Below are 16214 nucleotides of genomic sequence, written 5' to 3'. Positions count from 1 at the left end.
CCGTTCGCCGTCCCCCTGCGGGCGGCTGTCGAAACGGTGGGCACGCGGGCTCGTGGGTGTCGCGATCGGTGTGGCCCGGTGTGGTCCGGACGAGAGGCCATGGGCAGCGTTCCAGGCCAGGGCCTCCCGTCCGGATCGGGCCGGGCTCGCGCGCCCCTCGCTGTTCCGGCCCGATCCGGACGAAAGACCCCGGGATGTTCCTTCGAACCGGCGTCGCACGGCAGACGACGGTTCGAAGACACGGCCTAGCCCTCGTCGGACGCCCGGTGGATGCCGAACACCGCGCCCTGCGGATCACGTACCACCGCGATACGCGGCCCGTCCGGAATGCTCGTCGGCGGCATCAGCAGTTCGCCCCCTGCCCCCTGTGCGGTGGCCGCCGTCGCGTCCACGTCCGTCACGGCGAAGTAGGGCAGCCAGTTCGGTGGCGCGTCCGGCGGGAACTTCTCGTCCATGATCAGCATGCCGCCGAAGTCCGCTCCCGCCACACCCCACTGCGTGTAGCTCTCCGACGCGGCGTTCGCCGTCCACCCGAAGACCGCCGGATAGAAGGCGAGCGCGGGACCGGCCTCGCGGGTGACGAGTTCGACCCAGCCGAGCGCGCCCGGTTCGTTCAGCCGCTCCGCACCGGCGAAGGCGCGCCCCTGCCACAGCGAGAACACCGCACCCGAGGGATCCGCGACCACCGCGAACCTGCCCTGGTCGAACACGTCCAGCGGCCCGACCAGGAGCGACCCGCCCGCCGCCTTCACCTTCTCGACCGTCGCGTCCGTGTCCGTGCTGGCGAACGAGACCGTCCAGGCGGGCGGCTGCCCCGGCTGGTAGAGCGGGCTGAGCGCGGCCACGCGGGCGTCACCGAGGTGCGCCATGGTGTAGCCGCCCGCCTCCTCTCGCGGATCGGTCTCGGAGCGCCAGCCGAACAGCGCCGCGTAGAACGATTTGGCGGCCGGAATGTCGGGGGTGCTCAGCTCGATCCAGCAGGGACCGCTGGGCACCGGTTCGGTGAGCTTCATTCGGTTTCCTCCGTGGACGCGGGGGCACGTGGGCGCATGGCTGTCCGTCGGTCGGAGTGTCCCCGTGCAGTCGCACGCTATGTCCTCGTGGCCGGGGCGGCCATCCGTGCCGCGACGAACGTGTGGGCGGGGAGGAACTGTTTTACGGGTGTAATACCTGCTAAAGTATTTGAGTGAGCGATACAACCATTCTGTCCAGGCAGCCCTCCGTCCGCAGACTCCCGCTGGCGGCGCCCCTGCGCCTCGCCCGGCCCTCGGACATGTGGTTCAAGCCGGCTCTGAGCGTCGTCGTCGCCACCGCGATACCGGATCTCGTGCTGTTCGCCATGGACCGGCTGGACCTCGTGATGTACACGATGGCCGGTTCGCTCTGCGCGCTGTACGGCCACAATCTGCCGTACGTCCGCCGTGCCCGAGCTGTCGCCGGAGTCGTCGTCTCCATGGTCATCGGCATGGCGATATCCCTTGTCGCGGCCTCGCTCACCGGCTCGACCGCCGTTCTGATCGCGGTGGGTGCCCTGCTCGCGGCGGGGCAGAAGACGCTGTGCGACGCCACCCGCATCGGTCCGCCAGGACCGGTGATCTTCACGTTCGTCACCTCGGCCGCTCTCTTCGCCCCGCAGCGCCTCGGTCAGGTGCCCGGCCATCTCGCGCTCACGCTGGCGGCGGGCGTGATCTCCTGGCTGGTGACGGCCGGTCCCGCGGCCATCCGCAGGGAGGGCCCCGAGCGCCGGGCGACGGCCCGCGCCCTCGACGCGGCCGCGGCCTACGCCGACGCCCCCGGTCACCGCACCCGGCGCGCCGCGGTCGCCGCCGTGCACGCGGCCTGGCAGACCCTGCTCGCCGCCGGGCGTCCCACTCCCGTACGGGCGGCGCTCGAACGCCTCGTCGTCCACGCCGAAGCCGTCCTTGCCGGGGGCGCCCCCGGCACCTCTGCTGCCGCCTCCGCCGGCGTCGAACCCGAACGGCTCCGTGCCTGGGCCCGGCAGGCCCGTGCCCGCGGTCCCGTACCCACCCCGCCGCCCGCCCCGGGCGCGTCCGACGAGCTGTTCGGCATCGACGCCGAACGGGCCGCCCGGCGCGCCGGAAGCCGCCGCGACGGCCGCCGCGCACTCCTGCGCGGCTTCGCCCCCGGCTCCCCGCTGCTGCCCATCGGCGCCCGTGTCCTCATCGGTTGCGCCCTCGCCGGATATGTCTCCCAGGCGGTCGGCGTCGGCCGCCCCTACTGGGCGATCGTCACCGCGGCCTCCCTCTACCAGGCCAATGTGACCTTGTCCTGGAACCGGGCTCTCCAGCGCACCCTGGGCAATCTGATCGGCGTCCTCGTCTTCGCCGCGGTCCTTCCGGTCACCCGTACCGGGCCGCTGGCCCTGATCGGCTTCTGTCTCCTCTTCGGCTTCGCGGCCGAGGCCCTGATCACCCGCAACTACTGGCTCGGCTCCATCGCGGTCACCCCGATGGCCCTGCTGGTCCTGGAGTTCGGCGGCACCCATCCGGCCGGTGAACTCATCGGTGACCGCGTCCTGGACACTCTCATCGGTGCCGGGGTGGGCATGCTCGCCGCGATGCTGGTCACCAACCGACGGGCCGCCGGGCGCCTCGAAAAGGCCCTGGACGCCACCGACCGGGCCCGCGCCCACGCCGTGCACGCGCTCGCCGCACCGCAGCCCACCCCGGCCGCCCTCGACGCCGCGCGTCGCAGGCTGACGGGATCGCTCGTCGAGCTGCGCGAGGCCGATGACACCGCGGCGGGCGAATGGTGGCAGCGCGCCCTGCCCCAGGAGCAGGTCCTCGCGGCCGAGCAGGCCGGACACCGTACGCTCGCGGCGACAGCGAAACGGCAGGGGCTGATCGCCTCCGCCCAGGAGAACGGAGCGGTGTGACCGACGACATCGTCGCCTCGGTGGTACGGCAGTGGCAGGCCGTCAACCCGGAGCTGGACACCGGCCCGATGGAACTCATCGGCCGCATCAACCGCTGCGCGGCCCTGCTCCAGCAGGCGGAGGACGCGCCCCTGCGAGCCGCCGGCCTGACCCGCGCCGAGTTCGACCTGCTCGGTGCCGTGCGCCGCACTGACCGCGAGCTCACCCCCGGCGAGCTGGCCAGGGAGACCTTCTCGTCCGGTGCCGCCGTCACCAAGCGCCTGCGGGTCCTTCAGGAACGCGGTCTGGTCGACCGCCGCAGCGACGACCGCGACCGTCGTGTCGCCCATGTCCGCCTGACCGAGGAGGGCCGTGAGCTGGTCGACCGGCTGCTGCCGAGGCAGCTGGCGTACGAACGGGCGGTGCTGTCCGGCCTCGACGAACAGTCCCGCACGCGGCTCAGCGCTCAGCTCAGCGAACTGCTGGTGCAGCTGGAGGGCCGTATCGGCGGCGCCCGGCACTGAACCGGGACCCGGCGGGACGGTCCGGGACCGGGCTCGCGGCGCGCGAGAGCCCTGCGCTGCGCCGCTCTCCCGAAGTCTCGTCCACGCAGAGCTCCTCCGGGGCCGCCGCCGGCACCGCGACCTGAGGGTCCGCGACGTGTTCGGCGCCCCGGGTGCCGACGGCGCCGACCGGCGACTGGTCGAGTGCGCAAGGCGGTTCGACGAATACGGCGAGCGGGTCTTCGCCCACCTGCACGCGTTCTCCGTCGGTGGTGAGGAGGGGGCGCGGTGAGGGGGCGGACCGACGCCGGGGCCGCCACGACATCCGCCCCGGACAGACGGCGGATGTGGCCGCTGTACGCGGCCGGATTCACCACCGCCTTCGGCGCGCACGGTATCGCCGCCGGTCTCGGCGCCGGCGATGCGACCTGGTGCGGTCCGTGTTGTACCTCGGGGTGCTGCCGGCGCCGCACGACGGCGCGGAGGCCCTCCGCGAGCCGGTGTTCGGCACGCTCGCCGACCGCGTCGGCGCCCGCCCCATCCTGCTGGGCGGGCTGGTCGCGTCCGCCGCCGCCTCCGCGCCGTTCGTCGCCGTGCGGGACCCGGGCGGGCCGAGGGCTCGACGAGGGGCGGCTGACCGCGCGGACGGCCTGTCCGCGGGGCCTGCCCGTGGAAGCGCGCAGGGTTCTTGTCCGCTCGCTTGCGGCACGTCGCGCGCAGCGGGCCGGCCTGCCGTCCCGTGAACATGGAATTCCGCCTGTATGAGAGGCCGTCACACGCCGACGAGGTCCGGAATGCGTGAAAGAACGGGAAATTCTCGCCGAAACCGGATATGTGGTAAATACTGGCTGTCCCGTCAATCCCCGACGCCGGGGCAGGATGACGGTGACGGCGATATGCGGGGAAGCGGGTGGGGGTGATGCGGTCGGTGGGCCGGTTCCGCACGTGCCTCGGGGGGATGGTTCTGGTGGCGGTCGCCGGTGCGTCCGGCTGCCAGAAGCCGGATGTCTCCCGTACCGATGCGGACGGCTCGGGCATCGCGATCCGGTACGAGGCGCCGACGGGCTCCGACCGGGCCGACGCCGCTTTCCTGCGAAGGCGGAAGGTGGTCGAGGAGGCTGTGTCGGCGGTCGCCGCTCTGGTCGAGGTGGATCGGCCGGTATCCATCGGCGTGGTCTCGTGCGACGGCGAAGGGTCCTCGTACGATCCCGAGTCGGACCACGTGGAGGTCTGCTACGGCGAAGTCTCCGAAACACGGGAGCTTTTCGGGCGGGCCGGACCCCGTCGGGCGGAGGACGACGTGGCGGCCGTCATGCTGGAGACTGTGTTCCACGAGACGGCGCACGCCCTCGTGGACGTCCTCGAACTGCGCGTGCACGGCCGGGAAGAGGATTTCGCCGACCAGTTCGCCGCCCTGATGATGCTGCGCAAGGGCGCCGTCGGCGAAGAACAGTTGCTCGCGGCCGCCGAGGCCTGGCATCTGTCCGAGGTCACGAACGAGAATGTCGACGACGGGCCCGACGACCACTCCCCGGACGGCCGGCGTGCGGTCAACCACCGCTGCTACGTCTACGGCGCCGCTACCGGCCGCCACCGGAGTCTCGTGGGCCCGAACGCTCTGCCCGCCGGGCGGGCGAAGGGGTGCGCCGAGGAGTGGAGGGCCGTACGCGCCTCGTGGATGACAGCACTCGCGCCGCACCTGCGGGAGGGCTGAACTCGGACCGCGCCCAGCAGCGCCACGCAGCGGCGCGGTTCATCGGCGCGGCGGACGGGCTCGGCGGGAGAGCAGCAGCCTGCCGCCCGAGGTGGCGTGGGTGGGGTACGTGCGACAGGTCTCCGGTGCGACCCGCACCGGATGCGGTGATTCCCGGCCGTCGGTGATGGTGATCCCGTCAGCGCCGCACTCCGCACGCTCTCTCCGGTGCGGCGCACCGCGTCGTCCGGTACGGCCCCGAGCCGTTCGCGGACGGCCGTGCCGAAACCCGCCGGGCGGCCGAGCCGGACCGGTTCGGGTCCGGCCGCACGGCCGCGGCCGGAGGAGTCCCGGGGCGCGAAGCCGCGCCGCTCCAGGGCGCTGAGCACTCCGAAGCCGCGCCGCTCCGGGGTGCTGAGCACCCGATGGGTGGTGGACCGGCCGACGGAGAGAAGCTCGGCGACCCCCCTTCGATCGCATGTGCGCATGTTCCGTTCTGGGGGCGTTCTGTTGGGTGGGACAACCGTTGCTCGGTGTCGAGCTGTCAGGTTCCGCTCGGGCTGCGGCCCCGTTCGGGTGAGCGGGGGCGGAGCGTGCCTTCTCGGTGGCTGCAGTCGTGCACTCCTCCGCGGTATGCGAGACGAACCCGGCCGCCCGCCCCTTGATCGTCACTCCTTGTGCACGCGTGGAGGCGGTGCGTGCAAAATCTCGTGAGTGTATATCCGCGGGATCGCTCGCGCAGGGGCTTGGGTGAATGTGCCGAAGCGCTGATTCGATCTGACTAAGCTCACGCGCAGCGCAGTCGAGTTGATATGAATTCGAGCGCTTGTTCCTGAGTGTCTTGTACGCGCGTATACCTCCCGAATCAACCGCCAGAGGTTCTAGATGGTTCGTGTTGAATCACCGCCGATCGAACGAGGAATCCCCGTCGTTCGCGCCATGTTGCTGCCCGTGCTGCTGACAGGCGGAGCGACCGCAGCCGCGGTGGCACTGGTCTCCCCGGCCGCGCGGATACCAGTCGTCTGGTGCGGTGCCCTCGCCGCCGTCGTGGTCGTCGCACTCACTGTTCAACTCGCGCGCAGGGCACGCGATCTGCGTACCCAGCGCACGGTGTACGAACGGCGCTTCGCCGACCTGGAGCGGCGCATCGCCACCCACGACGACGAGACCGTGCGGATCAGCAAGGAGCTGCTGCCCGCCGCCATCCATCGGCTGCGCGTGGGCAATTCGCCCGAAGAGGTGCTCCGGGACGTGGTGGACGCGGACGAGATGTACCGCGACCTGCCGGACGCCCAGCGCACCCTCGTCTACACCGTGCTGAACATCATCGACAACGAAGAGGCGATGCGTGACTCCGCGCAGCGCGCCTTCGTCAACGTCGCGCGGCGCGTCCAGGCGATCGTCCACCGACAGGCCAGCGAACTGCGGGAGATGGAGGAGCACCACGGGCGCAACCCCGACGTCTTCGACGACCTGCTCCGCATCGACCACGGCACCGCGCTGATCGGCCGGCTCGCCGACTCCATCGCGGTGCTCGGCGGCGCCCGGCCCAGTCGCCAGTGGCCCAAGCCCGTACCGCTGTTCAGCGTCCTGCGCGGGGCCATGTCGCGGATCCTGGAGTACCCGCGGGTCGATCTGCACTCGATCGCCAAGGTCGCCATCATCGGCACGGCCGTCGAACCGCTCATCCACGCCTGCGCCGAACTCCTCGACAACGCCACGCGCTACTCCCCGCCGCAGACCCGGGTGCACGTCACCGCCGTCGAGGTGCAGACCGGCATCGCCATCGAGATCGAGGACGGCGGCGTCTCGCTCAGCGAGGAGGCTCGCGCGCGGGCCGAGAACATGCTGGCCAGGGCCCAGGCCGGATCCAGCATGAACGACCTCGGCGAGTCCCCGCGTCTCGGCATGGCCGTCGTCGGACGACTCTCTCGGATGTACGACCTCCAGGTCTCGCTGCGGCAGTCCGCGTACGGCGGCGTCCGTGCCGTACTCATCGTGCCCCGAGCCATGATCACCACCGGACCCGCTCCCGGCATCGCCCACGGCATCGGAGCCACGTCGAGGCCCACCAGCGACATCGACCAGGAGGCGATGAAGCACGTCGTGCCCGCACGTCGCAAGCCCCGCCCCGTGGCCGAACGCCCCGCCACCGGACCGGTCGCACCCGTCACCCGGCCGGTCATCTCCGCGGCGGCCATGGAGGACGACGTCCCCGTGGTGACCGAGTGGACCGCGGGCGGACTCCCGCAACGCCGCAGCCGCGGCCGCGCGCCCCTGGGCTCGCACAACCTTCCCGCACAGCCGGCCGCCCCCGCCGCGGGACAGCGCAACGGCTACACCAACGGCCACCCCGCCGGCCACGGCCAGGGGCACGACGGCGGAAAGGAGCAGCCCCCGGGTCTCTGGCTGGAGGCCTTCACCAACGCCGTCAACGGGGTGCCGCAGGAGCCGAAGACCGACGAAGACTCCGATGACGCGTGGGACAAGGGAGACCTGAAGTGATCCAGCAGCGGGGAAACATGGACTGGATGCTCAAGGAACTGGCCGACGACGTGCCGGACATCCATCAGATCGTGGTGCTCTCCGCCGACGGCCTGCGCATCGCCCGGCACGGCGGCGACCCCGATGTCGCCGACCGTCTCGCGGCGGCCTGTGCCGGACTGCAGAGCCTGGCCGCCGCCGTCGCCTCCGAGATCCCGTACAGCGACGGCCTCATGCGGCTGGTCGTCATCGAAGTCACCGGCGGGTTCTTCTACCTGATGGCCGCCGGAACCGGCGCGTACCTCGCGGTCCTGGCCGGAGAGACGGTCGACGCGGGGCTCGTCGGGTCACGGATGCGGGACATGGTCGTCAGGATCGGCGCCCATCTGACGAGTCCGCCCCGCCACGACGGGCAGACCGGATGAGTTCTCCCCGACGAGAACGCCGCGAAGCCGATCCGGCGCTGAACGATCCGGAACGGCTGTACGTGCTCACCGGCGATCCCGACGGCAGCGAGCGGGCGCCGCTCGACCTGGTGACGATGGTCGTCGCGAAGGCACAGCCGTCGCCGACGGTCCAGCCCGAGCAGGCCGTGATCCTGAGGCTCTGCCGGGCGCCCTTGTCCGTCGCCGAGATCTCGGCGTACCTGGGTCTGCCCTTCAGCGTGGTGACGTCGCTCCTCACGGAACTCCTCGCGACCGGACTCATCGAATCGCGCGCGCCCGTCGCCCGCGCCACTCTTCCGGACAGGTCCCTTCTCGAAGCGGTGATGCATGGACTTCAGAAACTCTGACACGATCACCGGCCCCCGGCGCGAGGACGTCCTGCCCACCACGGCGACCGCCGCGGTGAAGGTCGTGATCGTCGGCGGCTTCGGGGTCGGCAAGACCACCATGGTCGGATCCGTCAGCGAGATCCGGCCGCTGACCACCGAAGAGACCATGACCCAGGCCGGTGTCGGCGTGGACGACAACTTCGGGGTGGAGAGCAAGACCGCCACCACCGTCGCCATGGACTTCGGCCGGATCTCCGTCAGTGAGGAACTGATCCTCTATCTGTTCGGAACCCCGGGCCAGGAGCGGTTCTGGTTCCTGTGGAACGGCCTGTTCGAAGGCGCCCTCGGCGCGGTGGTCCTCATCGACACCCGCCGCCTCGAAGTCAGCTTCGACGTCATCGGGCGGCTGGAGGAGCGCGGCGTGCCGTTCGTCGTCGCCGTCAACACCTTTCCCGACGCACCGAAACACCCTGTCGAGGCGCTCCGCAGCGCCCTGGACCTCCCCGAAGAGGTTCCGATGATCGACTGCGACGCCCGGCTGCGCGCCTCCAGCCGCGACGTACTGATGACCCTGATGCGCTATCTGCACAGTCTGGCCCTGCCGCTCGCCTGACCGCAGTACACACCCCCCCGCGCGTCCCATCCGTCTGGTCCTTGGAATCCTCATCCCTGGAGCGATCGTGACAACCCCATTCCCCTACGAGTCCGGAGCGGCCCGGGGGCCGGTCCCGCCCCCCGGGTGCCCGGCCCACGGTCTCGGTACCGGCCCCGGCGGCGTGCGCCGCTTGTACGGCCCGGAGGCCGAGCGCGACCCCCACGGGCTGTACGACAGACTGCGCGCCGAGCACGGCACCGTGGCCCCCGTACTGCTGCACGGCGACGTACCCGCCTGGCTGGTCCTCGGGCACAGCGAGAACCTGCACATGACCCGTACCCCCTCGCAGTTCTCCCGCGACTCCCGGCGGTGGCGGGCCCTGCAGGACGGCACCGTCGCCCCCGACCACCCCCTGGCACCGATCTTCACCTGGCAGCCGATCTGTGTCTTCGCCGACGGCGCCACCCATGAACGCCAGCGTGGCGCGGTCACCGACAGCATGAGCCGCATCGACACCCGCGGGGTGCGCCGCCACGTCAACCGCTACAGCAACCGGCTCGTCAACGACTTCTGTCAGGAAGGCCGCGTCGATCTGGTCAGCCAGTTCGCGGAGCGGCTGCCGATGATGGTGATGTGCGCGATCCTCGGCATGCCGGAGGAGTACAACGACCGGATGGTCCAGGCCGCCCGCGACATGACCCGGGGCACGGCGACCGCCGTCGCGAGCAACGCCTATGTCCTCGAAGCGCTGACCCGGCTCGTCCGGCGCCGCCGCCGCGAACCGGCGGACGACTTCGCCACCTGGCTCGTCGAGCATCCCGCGGCGTTGAACGACCAGGAGGTCAGTGAGCATCTGCGGCTGCTCCTCATCGCCGCCTACGAGTCGACCGCCAACCTGATCGCCAACGTCCTGCGCATGGTGCTCACCGACCCCCGCTTCCGGGCCAGGCTCAGCGGCGGCCACATGACGGTGCCGGAGGCGGTCGAGCAGACACTGTGGGACGAGCCGCCGTTCACCGCGGTCTTCGGCCGCTGGGCGGTCGGCGACACGGAACTGGGCGGCAAGCACATCAAGGCGGGTGACGCCCTGATCGTGGGCATCGCGCCGGCCAACAGCGATCCGGTCGTACGGCCCGACCTCGGTGCCGACATGGCGGGCAACCGGGCCCACCTCGCCTTCAGCGGCGGCCCCCATGAATGCCCCGGGCAGGACATCGGACGTGCCATCGCGGACGTCGGCGTCGATGCCCTGCTGATGCGGCTGCCCGACCTCGAACTCGCCGTCGACGAGAGCGAACTGAGATGGATCGGCAACATCATGAGCCGGCATCTGGTGCAGCTCCCGGCGGACTTCGCCGCACGTCTGCCGCAGGACGACAAGGAACCGCCGTCCATGGGGAGGCCGAACCCGCAGCGTCAGGACCGGGATGTGCAGTCGACGGTCAGGCACACCGCCCCCACGCCCGGACGCGCACCCGGTCCGGTCCCGGCCCCCGCCGCGACCGGCGCGATGCCCATGGCGACGGCCACCGACGAGTCCCGGGCAGCCTCCGCCGAGCCGTCCGCCGTCGGCCGGATTCCGCAGCAGCGCGGCAGAACCGCGCCCGCGAGGCTGTGGCGTGCCGTCTCGCGCTGGTGGAGCGGCGACTGACCCGACACGCCCGTCGGCGCGAAGACAGGTCCGCCCGGTGGCCGTGGCCCGACGGCCACCGGATGCCCGGATGCCCGGATGCCCGGCGGGACCGGCCGTGCGGAGTCGCTCGGACCCCGTCCCGGCCGGTCCCCGTACCATGCGGAAGCGTGAAGCTGACAATTCTGGGCGGCGGCGGATTCCGGGTTCCCCTCGTGTACGGAGCGCTGCTCGCCGATCATGCCGAGGGCCGCGTGTCCGCGGTCACCCTCTACGACACCGACGCCGACCGGCTCACCACCGTCGCCCGGGTGCTCGGCGAACAGGCCGAGAACGTACCGGACGCCCCCGCCGTCACCGCCACCACCGAGCTCGACGAGGCACTGCGCGGCGCCGACTTCGTCTTCTCGGCGATCCGCGTCGGCGGTCTCGAAGGCCGGGCCGCCGACGAACGGGTCGCCCTCGACGAAGGTGTGCTCGGCCAGGAGACGGTCGGGGCGGGCGGGATCGCGTACGGGCTGCGCACCGTACCCGTCGCCGTCGACCTCGCACAGCGCATCGCCCGGCTCGCCCCGCGGGCCTGGGTCATCAACTTCACCAACCCGGCCGGCCTGGTCACCGAGGCCATGTCCCGCCACCTGGGCGACCGGGTCATCGGCATCTGCGACTCGCCGGTGGGCCTCGGCCGCCGTATCGCCGCAGTGCTGGGCGCCGACCCCGACCGGGCCCGGATCGACTACGTCGGCCTCAACCACCTGGGCTGGGTCCGCGCACTGCACGTCGACGGCCGGGACGAGCTCCCGCGCCTGCTGGCGGACCCGGCCCTGCTCGGCTCCTTCGAGGAAGGCCGGCTCTTCGGAGCCGACTGGCTGCGGTCGCTGGGCGCCATTCCCAACGAGTACCTGCACTACTACTACTTCAACCGGGAAGCCGTACGCGCCTACCAGGAGGCCGACCAGACCCGCGGCGCCTTCCTCCGCGAGCAGCAGCAGGGCTTCTACACCCGGATGAAGGACCCGGCCGCGCCCGCCCTGCGGTCCTGGGACCGAACCCGCGCCGAGCGCGAAGCCACCTACATGTCGGAGAACCGGGAGGTCGCCGGGGTTGGCGAGCGGGACGAGAGCGATCTGGAATCCGGTGGCTACGAGAAGGTGGCGCTCGCCCTCATGCGGGCCGTGGCCCGGAACGAAAGGACCTCGCTCATCCTCAACGTCCGCAACCGCACGACGCTTTCCGTGCTCGACGCGGACGCCGTCGTCGAGGTGCCGTGCCTGGTCGACGCCAACGGCGCCCGTCCCGTCGCCGTCGACCCGCTTCCGTACCATGCCGTCGGACTGGTCACCGCGGTCAAGGCCGTCGAACGCGCGGTGCTGGACGCGGCGGAAAGCGGCTCGCGCGCCACCGCCGTGAAGGCCTTCGCGCTCCACCCGCTGGTCGACTCCGTGACGGTGGCCGAACGTCTCCTCGACGGGTACCTGAAGGTGCATCCCGGCCTCGCCTATCTGAGCCGGGCCTGAGGGTCGTTCGTGAACTCGGGTCGGCAGGAGCGCACTTCACTGCCGATCAGGAGGTGGAGCTGGGCGTCCAGCCAGGCGCCGGAAGCGGCGGCGAGACCCTCCCCGTCCAGCGCGGCTCTGCCGTCCAGGGCGTCGAGGAATCGCCGACCAGCATCGGCCCACGGTTCGTCGCCAGCGTCACCAGCGCCCGGTCCACCAGCGAGGGGTTGCCGACGAACTTCCGGCTGATTCCCGCCTCCGCGTCGCCGATCACGAAACGGCGGGCCGCGCGCAGGCTCGACTCCCAGCCCGGCGGTCGCGGATCGCGGTCGTCGGACCGAAGCGCGGCCAGCTCCTCGGCGTACCGCACCTCGGCCGGTGGCCGCTGCATCGCGGCCGGGCCGCCGTCCGGCGTCCCCACACGTGTTTCGTTCCGTGCGGTCATGAGGCGGCACCCTCGGTGAGTTCCTCCAGGTCGGCGAGGAGCTCGGACACGGTCACCACGTCCAGATCGGTGAATCGGTGCGGGTGGGTGTGGTGGCCCCAGTGATCGCCGGGCCGGTTGTCGAGCCACACCGTTTCGAGGAGCTGGTCGGGGAACATGTCGACCACCCCGACCGCGATGCCCTCGTGCAGCGCGATGACCAGATAGCAGTCGTCGGCCAGCCGCTTGGAGATCCAGCGCTCCACTCCGGCGTCCTGCGGTGTCCCGCGTTCCCAGCCGCGCCGCTCCAGCCCGAGCACCTTTCCGGTCGGCACCTTGAGCCCCTCGAACCGGGTGAGCCGGTAACCCGCGCTCTCCTCCTCGGACAGTTCGTGGACGGCGCGCCCCAGCTGCGCGAACGGCTGCACGATCTCGCAGTCGGCGAACACCTCTGACCAGAAGGTCAGTTCGTCCCCGAGGTCCAGTGGGTGCGCGAGCCGCACGATCGCGTCGTCGGCCAGGGCGAAGGCATCGTCCTGGGCGTTCGCGAACGTCCGGTTCTCGGCGACCCGGAAGGCGGTGCGCACACCGTCGTCCGCCTCGCCGAGCCACACCAGTCGACGCACCAGATGCCACAGCAGCGGATGACCGACGAACAACTCCTGGAATTCCTGGGCCGTCCAGGGACGCCCGGACACCATCGCGGCCTCCAGCCTGCGCACCTGGTCGGAGGCGATCGTCCGGACGTCCTTCTTCAGTGCCATGAACCGCTTGCGCTCGGCCTGGGCGAGCTCCGCGTCGTCCCGGACGCCCGGCTGCGGCAGATCCTTGCGACGCTTGCCGTCACCGTCCAGCACATAGGGCCGCAACTGCTCGTCGAAGCCGACCGTGAACGAACGGGTGCCGTAGTCCACGACCGTCGAACCGTCCTCGTCGAGGCCGAGGTCCGGCACCAGACGGTCGGAGAGCTGCTCCCCGGTCAGCCCCAGCCCCGCGGCGACCTCGGCGATCTTCTCCTGGGCCCGCGCCTTCAGCGCCTTGAACTTCACCCGCTGCGAGATGCCGTGCAGATGCAGGAGGGCGACATCGGTACCGATGGACGCCAGCACATCGAGTCCCTCCACGGCCCGGTGGTGCGCGCCTTCACCGGGCCAGGACCGGATCACGGGGGTGAGCCGACGGACCGTCCCGTCGTCGCCCAGCACTCCCAGCGCGTGCAGCGCCCACGACTCCTTCGCGGGCATATTGGCCAGCTGCCACTGCTCGAACAGGGCCCAGGCGAAACCGGCGAGCGAGGCGGCATCGGCCGTCTCCACGAGTCGGGCGACCCCGCGGTACACCTCGCCGGGCTTCGACAGCGCCAGCATCGTCAGGACATGGCGCACCGACTGCGCCGGCAACGCACCGCCGGACCGGACCACGATCTGGGGCAGCACGGCAGGCTCCGCCCAGCCCGGCAGCACCGGCATCCTGGCCGGCAGCCCACGCTCCAGCGGGTCCACGGACAGCAGCATCTCCACTGCGGCCTCTGTCTGCGCCCCGTACACCCGCGCGGCATCGCGCACCACGGTGTCGCCGTGCATCGCGGCGATCAGCGTCAGCGCCTGCTCGGCGGCGCGCCGCGACGTGCCCTTCCTGCCCACGGCGTCCGGCACCAGGAGCGGCGCGGCCGCGACACCGTGCCGGGTGAACCAGGTACGAGCCGTCGCCGCGGTGGACTTGAGCCGTACCGCCCAGTCCGCCATGTGCCGGGCGACCTGCACGTCGACGAACGGGAGCAGCAGCGGGGCGAGCGCGCTGGGCTGCCGGGGCACGGCGCGCAACAGCAGCGGCAACGCGGCGAGCCCGAACCGTGCGACGACCGGCTTGAGGGTGTCCAGGCCGTCCCACAGATCGGTCGGATCCCAGGCGGACAGGAGCGGAGCGACCACCTCCTCGGGCCCGTGGACGAAGACCCGGGCCGGCCGCAGATCGTCCAGGCCCACTTCGTGGCGCAGGGCGGGGGTGTCCTTCTCCCCGTCGTCGCGGTCGTGGGCGGCCGTGTACCAGGAGGAGGTGGCCGCCCACGCGGCCCGCTCCTCGGGCAGCCACTCCAGCGAGGGCTCGGACACGGCGGCCGGACCTGTCACGACCATGTCCTTCACCGCGGTGCGGGGCCGGGACCACGGCGGCGCCGTCAGTACGGCGGGCAGGGCGTCCACGGGCGCGTCGGCGATCAGATCCTCAGGGTTGAGCAGGGGCTCGACGATCTCCACGACCTCGGCGTCCAGACCCCCGAGTGCGAGTGAGACCAGTTCGTGATGGGCGCCGACATGACTGCGGAGCAGTTGCAGCGTCCGACCGGACGACGCGGTCGAAGCGCCGTGCAGATCGGCGGCCAGGAGCCGCACCGCACGCACCGGGTAGCGGCGCATGGCGTCGAGGAGAGCGGGACGTACATGCTTCGAGTCCGCATGGGCCAGCAGGCCGAGGAACGCCTCGTCGGTGGGAAACTCCACCAGGGAGTCGGCGGCGAGCTTCACCCTGTCGGAGGAGTAGTGCTTGCCGTCGAGGGATTCGGCCAGCGGGGTGGCGACGGCCGGTCCGATGCCCTCGGCGACCGTCGCGATGAACGCGGCGCCGTCGGTGAAGTCCGGCCGGTGGGGGAACCGCTCCATCTGGGCGGCCGAGTTCAGAGAGCTGAACACCATGGCGCGCAGGGTGTGGTCCCGTTCCGCACCCACTCCAAGATCCGCGCAGAGGTCCTCGACCCAGTCGGTCTCACTCGGCACCAGATAGGAGACGATGATCTTGCGCAGCGCATCGGTGCGGCATCCGGCCAGCACCTCGACCGTCTGCCGGTACGTCTCCTCGTCGGCTGCGGCGAGCAGCGCGCGGACCCGGTCCATCGGCGGTCGCCGATCCCTCGCCCAGTACGCGTGGCGCGGCCCTGCCGGCTTCTCCAGCCAGGGGTCGCTCCGCCGAGCGCCGCTCTGCCACCAGTTGGCATCGACCGAGAACAGCTCGACCGCGGCCCGCGCGGCGAACGGCAGACCGTAGTGCTCGGACCAGTGGTCCGCCCACGCGGAGTCGGGCACGGGAAGTGCGACGACCCCCGCCAGAGCGGCCGCTCCCGCCGGCGAGGGGCTTCCGGCCACGTGCGACCGCAGGTGATCGGCGAGCACGGCATCCGAGCGCGGCGCGTCCAGGAACTCCTGGATCCAGGCGCTCTCTTCGGCGATCCGGTCCGCCACCCTGTCGAGCGTCTCCCGTCGCGTCCTGCCGGGCACCCGCTGCACGCCGCCGCGCCGGGGGTGGAGCGTGCGCCGCCAGTTGGCGGGGAGCACGAAGGTGTCCTCGTCGGGCAGGACAGGGGCCTCGGCCCCGGGCTGCGCGCAAGGGCCCGCTTCCGGAGCCGCCGTCACAGTTTCTGCGGCGCCCGAGGCCGAGGCCCCCACCTCCCGGTACCCCTTCCTCTCCTTCTCCGCGATCGATGTGCGGACCTGCGCCGACGCTGCCTCGGCAGACACGTACTCCTTCGTCTGCGTACGCCCGTCGCTCCCGCACCGTCCGTAGCGCACCGTCACCACGACGCCCTGGGCCTCGGTCTCCCAGAACTTCGACGCACTGCCCTCGACGTACTCCCAGCGGCGCACGGTCCCGCCCCCTTCACACCCGGACAGCCCGCGCTGCGGCGGGCTTTTCGATCAGTCGTGCCACAGTAGAACGGGCCACTGACAACACAGCGTGACCAAGGTGC

General features: G+C 71.6%; 12 protein-coding genes and 1 pseudogene. 10 read left to right on the top strand and 3 right to left on the bottom strand.

Annotated features, from left to right (window positions below; genetic code table 11):
• Window positions 1–245 precede the first annotated feature (245 nt).
• Window positions 246–1013, bottom strand: coding sequence for a VOC family protein (locus ACIRP2_RS30620; protein ID WP_404255918.1), 768 nt, complete (start codon window positions 1011–1013; stop codon window positions 246–248).
• Between the two features lie 173 nt (window positions 1014–1186).
• Here ACIRP2_RS30620 and ACIRP2_RS30615 point away from each other — a divergent pair, with 173 nt between their 5' ends.
• From ACIRP2_RS30615 to ACIRP2_RS30570, 10 genes and pseudogenes are all read left to right on the top strand, one after another.
• On the top strand, window positions 1187–2896 hold the full coding sequence (locus tag ACIRP2_RS30615; RefSeq protein ID WP_404255916.1) for an FUSC family protein: 1710 nt from the start codon (window positions 1187–1189) through the stop codon (window positions 2894–2896).
• Window positions 2893–3399 carry a MarR family transcriptional regulator gene (locus tag ACIRP2_RS30610; protein WP_351085938.1) on the top strand — a complete coding sequence of 169 codons (507 nt, stop codon included), beginning with the start codon at window positions 2893–2895 and terminating at the stop codon, window positions 3397–3399. The genes ACIRP2_RS30615 and ACIRP2_RS30610 overlap by 4 nt, the downstream gene beginning before the upstream one ends.
• Before the next feature lie 100 nt (window positions 3400–3499).
• A pseudogene (locus ACIRP2_RS30605) lies at window positions 3500–3670 on the top strand (Chromate resistance protein ChrB); the annotation flags it as partial.
• Between the two features lie 675 nt (window positions 3671–4345).
• Window positions 4346–5092, top strand: a complete 747-nt coding sequence (locus tag ACIRP2_RS30600; protein WP_404255914.1) for a DUF4344 domain-containing metallopeptidase — start codon at window positions 4346–4348, stop codon at window positions 5090–5092.
• A gap of 864 nt (window positions 5093–5956) precedes the next feature.
• A complete protein-coding gene (locus ACIRP2_RS30595; RefSeq protein ID WP_404255912.1) occupies window positions 5957–7576 on the top strand; it encodes an ATP-binding protein in 1620 nt (539 codons plus the stop codon).
• Window positions 7573–7980: a roadblock/LC7 domain-containing protein gene (locus tag ACIRP2_RS30590; protein WP_351085931.1), complete on the top strand. Its 408-nt coding sequence runs from the start codon at window positions 7573–7575 to the stop codon at window positions 7978–7980. Before ACIRP2_RS30595 ends, ACIRP2_RS30590 begins: the two co-directional genes overlap by 4 nt.
• Entirely contained in the window at window positions 7977–8348 is a 372-nt protein-coding gene (locus ACIRP2_RS30585) for a DUF742 domain-containing protein (protein ID WP_404255910.1), read from the top strand. The genes ACIRP2_RS30590 and ACIRP2_RS30585 overlap by 4 nt, the downstream gene beginning before the upstream one ends.
• A complete protein-coding gene (locus ACIRP2_RS30580; protein WP_351085927.1) occupies window positions 8329–8943 on the top strand; it encodes an ATP/GTP-binding protein in 615 nt (204 codons plus the stop codon). Before ACIRP2_RS30585 ends, ACIRP2_RS30580 begins: the two co-directional genes overlap by 20 nt.
• A gap of 67 nt (window positions 8944–9010) precedes the next feature.
• The gene (locus tag ACIRP2_RS30575; protein WP_404255907.1) at window positions 9011–10576 is read left to right on the top strand and encodes a cytochrome P450; all 1566 of its coding nucleotides are present in this window, start codon (window positions 9011–9013) and stop codon (window positions 10574–10576) included.
• A 149-nt stretch (window positions 10577–10725) separates the two neighbouring features.
• Window positions 10726–12072: a 6-phospho-beta-glucosidase gene (locus ACIRP2_RS30570; RefSeq protein ID WP_404255905.1), complete on the top strand. Its 1347-nt coding sequence runs from the start codon at window positions 10726–10728 to the stop codon at window positions 12070–12072.
• 46 nt (window positions 12073–12118) lie between these two features.
• Here ACIRP2_RS30570 and ACIRP2_RS30565 read toward each other — a convergent pair whose 3' ends face one another.
• On the bottom strand, window positions 12119–12496 hold the full coding sequence (locus tag ACIRP2_RS30565) for a hypothetical protein (RefSeq protein ID WP_404255903.1): 378 nt from the start codon (window positions 12494–12496) through the stop codon (window positions 12119–12121).
• Complete coding sequence (locus tag ACIRP2_RS30560; protein ID WP_404255900.1) at window positions 12493–16110, bottom strand: DUF4132 domain-containing protein; 3618 nt, start codon at window positions 16108–16110, stop codon at window positions 12493–12495. The genes ACIRP2_RS30565 and ACIRP2_RS30560 overlap by 4 nt, the downstream gene beginning before the upstream one ends.
• Between the last annotated feature and the right edge of the window lie 104 nt (window positions 16111–16214).

This window comes from Streptomyces sp. NPDC101194, assembly GCF_044767885.1.
Classification (GTDB): Bacteria; Actinomycetota; Actinomycetes; order Streptomycetales; family Streptomycetaceae; genus Streptomyces.
Note: the sequence above shows the minus strand (reverse complement) of the source record. Positions and strands in the feature narration are given on the sequence as shown.

Coding starts and splice junctions, on each gene's coding strand:
- ACIRP2_RS30620 (WP_404255918.1), bottom strand. CDS start 1,013: ATGAAGCTCACCGAACCGGTGCCCAGCGGTCCCTGCTGGATCGAGCTG.
- ACIRP2_RS30595 (WP_404255912.1), top strand. CDS start 5,957: ATGGTTCGTGTTGAATCACCGCCGATCGAACGAGGAATCCCCGTCGTT.
- ACIRP2_RS30585 (WP_404255910.1), top strand. CDS start 7,977: ATGAGTTCTCCCCGACGAGAACGCCGCGAAGCCGATCCGGCGCTGAAC.
- ACIRP2_RS30580 (WP_351085927.1), top strand. CDS start 8,329: ATGGACTTCAGAAACTCTGACACGATCACCGGCCCCCGGCGCGAGGAC.
- ACIRP2_RS30565 (WP_404255903.1), bottom strand. CDS start 12,496: ATGACCGCACGGAACGAAACACGTGTGGGGACGCCGGACGGCGGCCCG.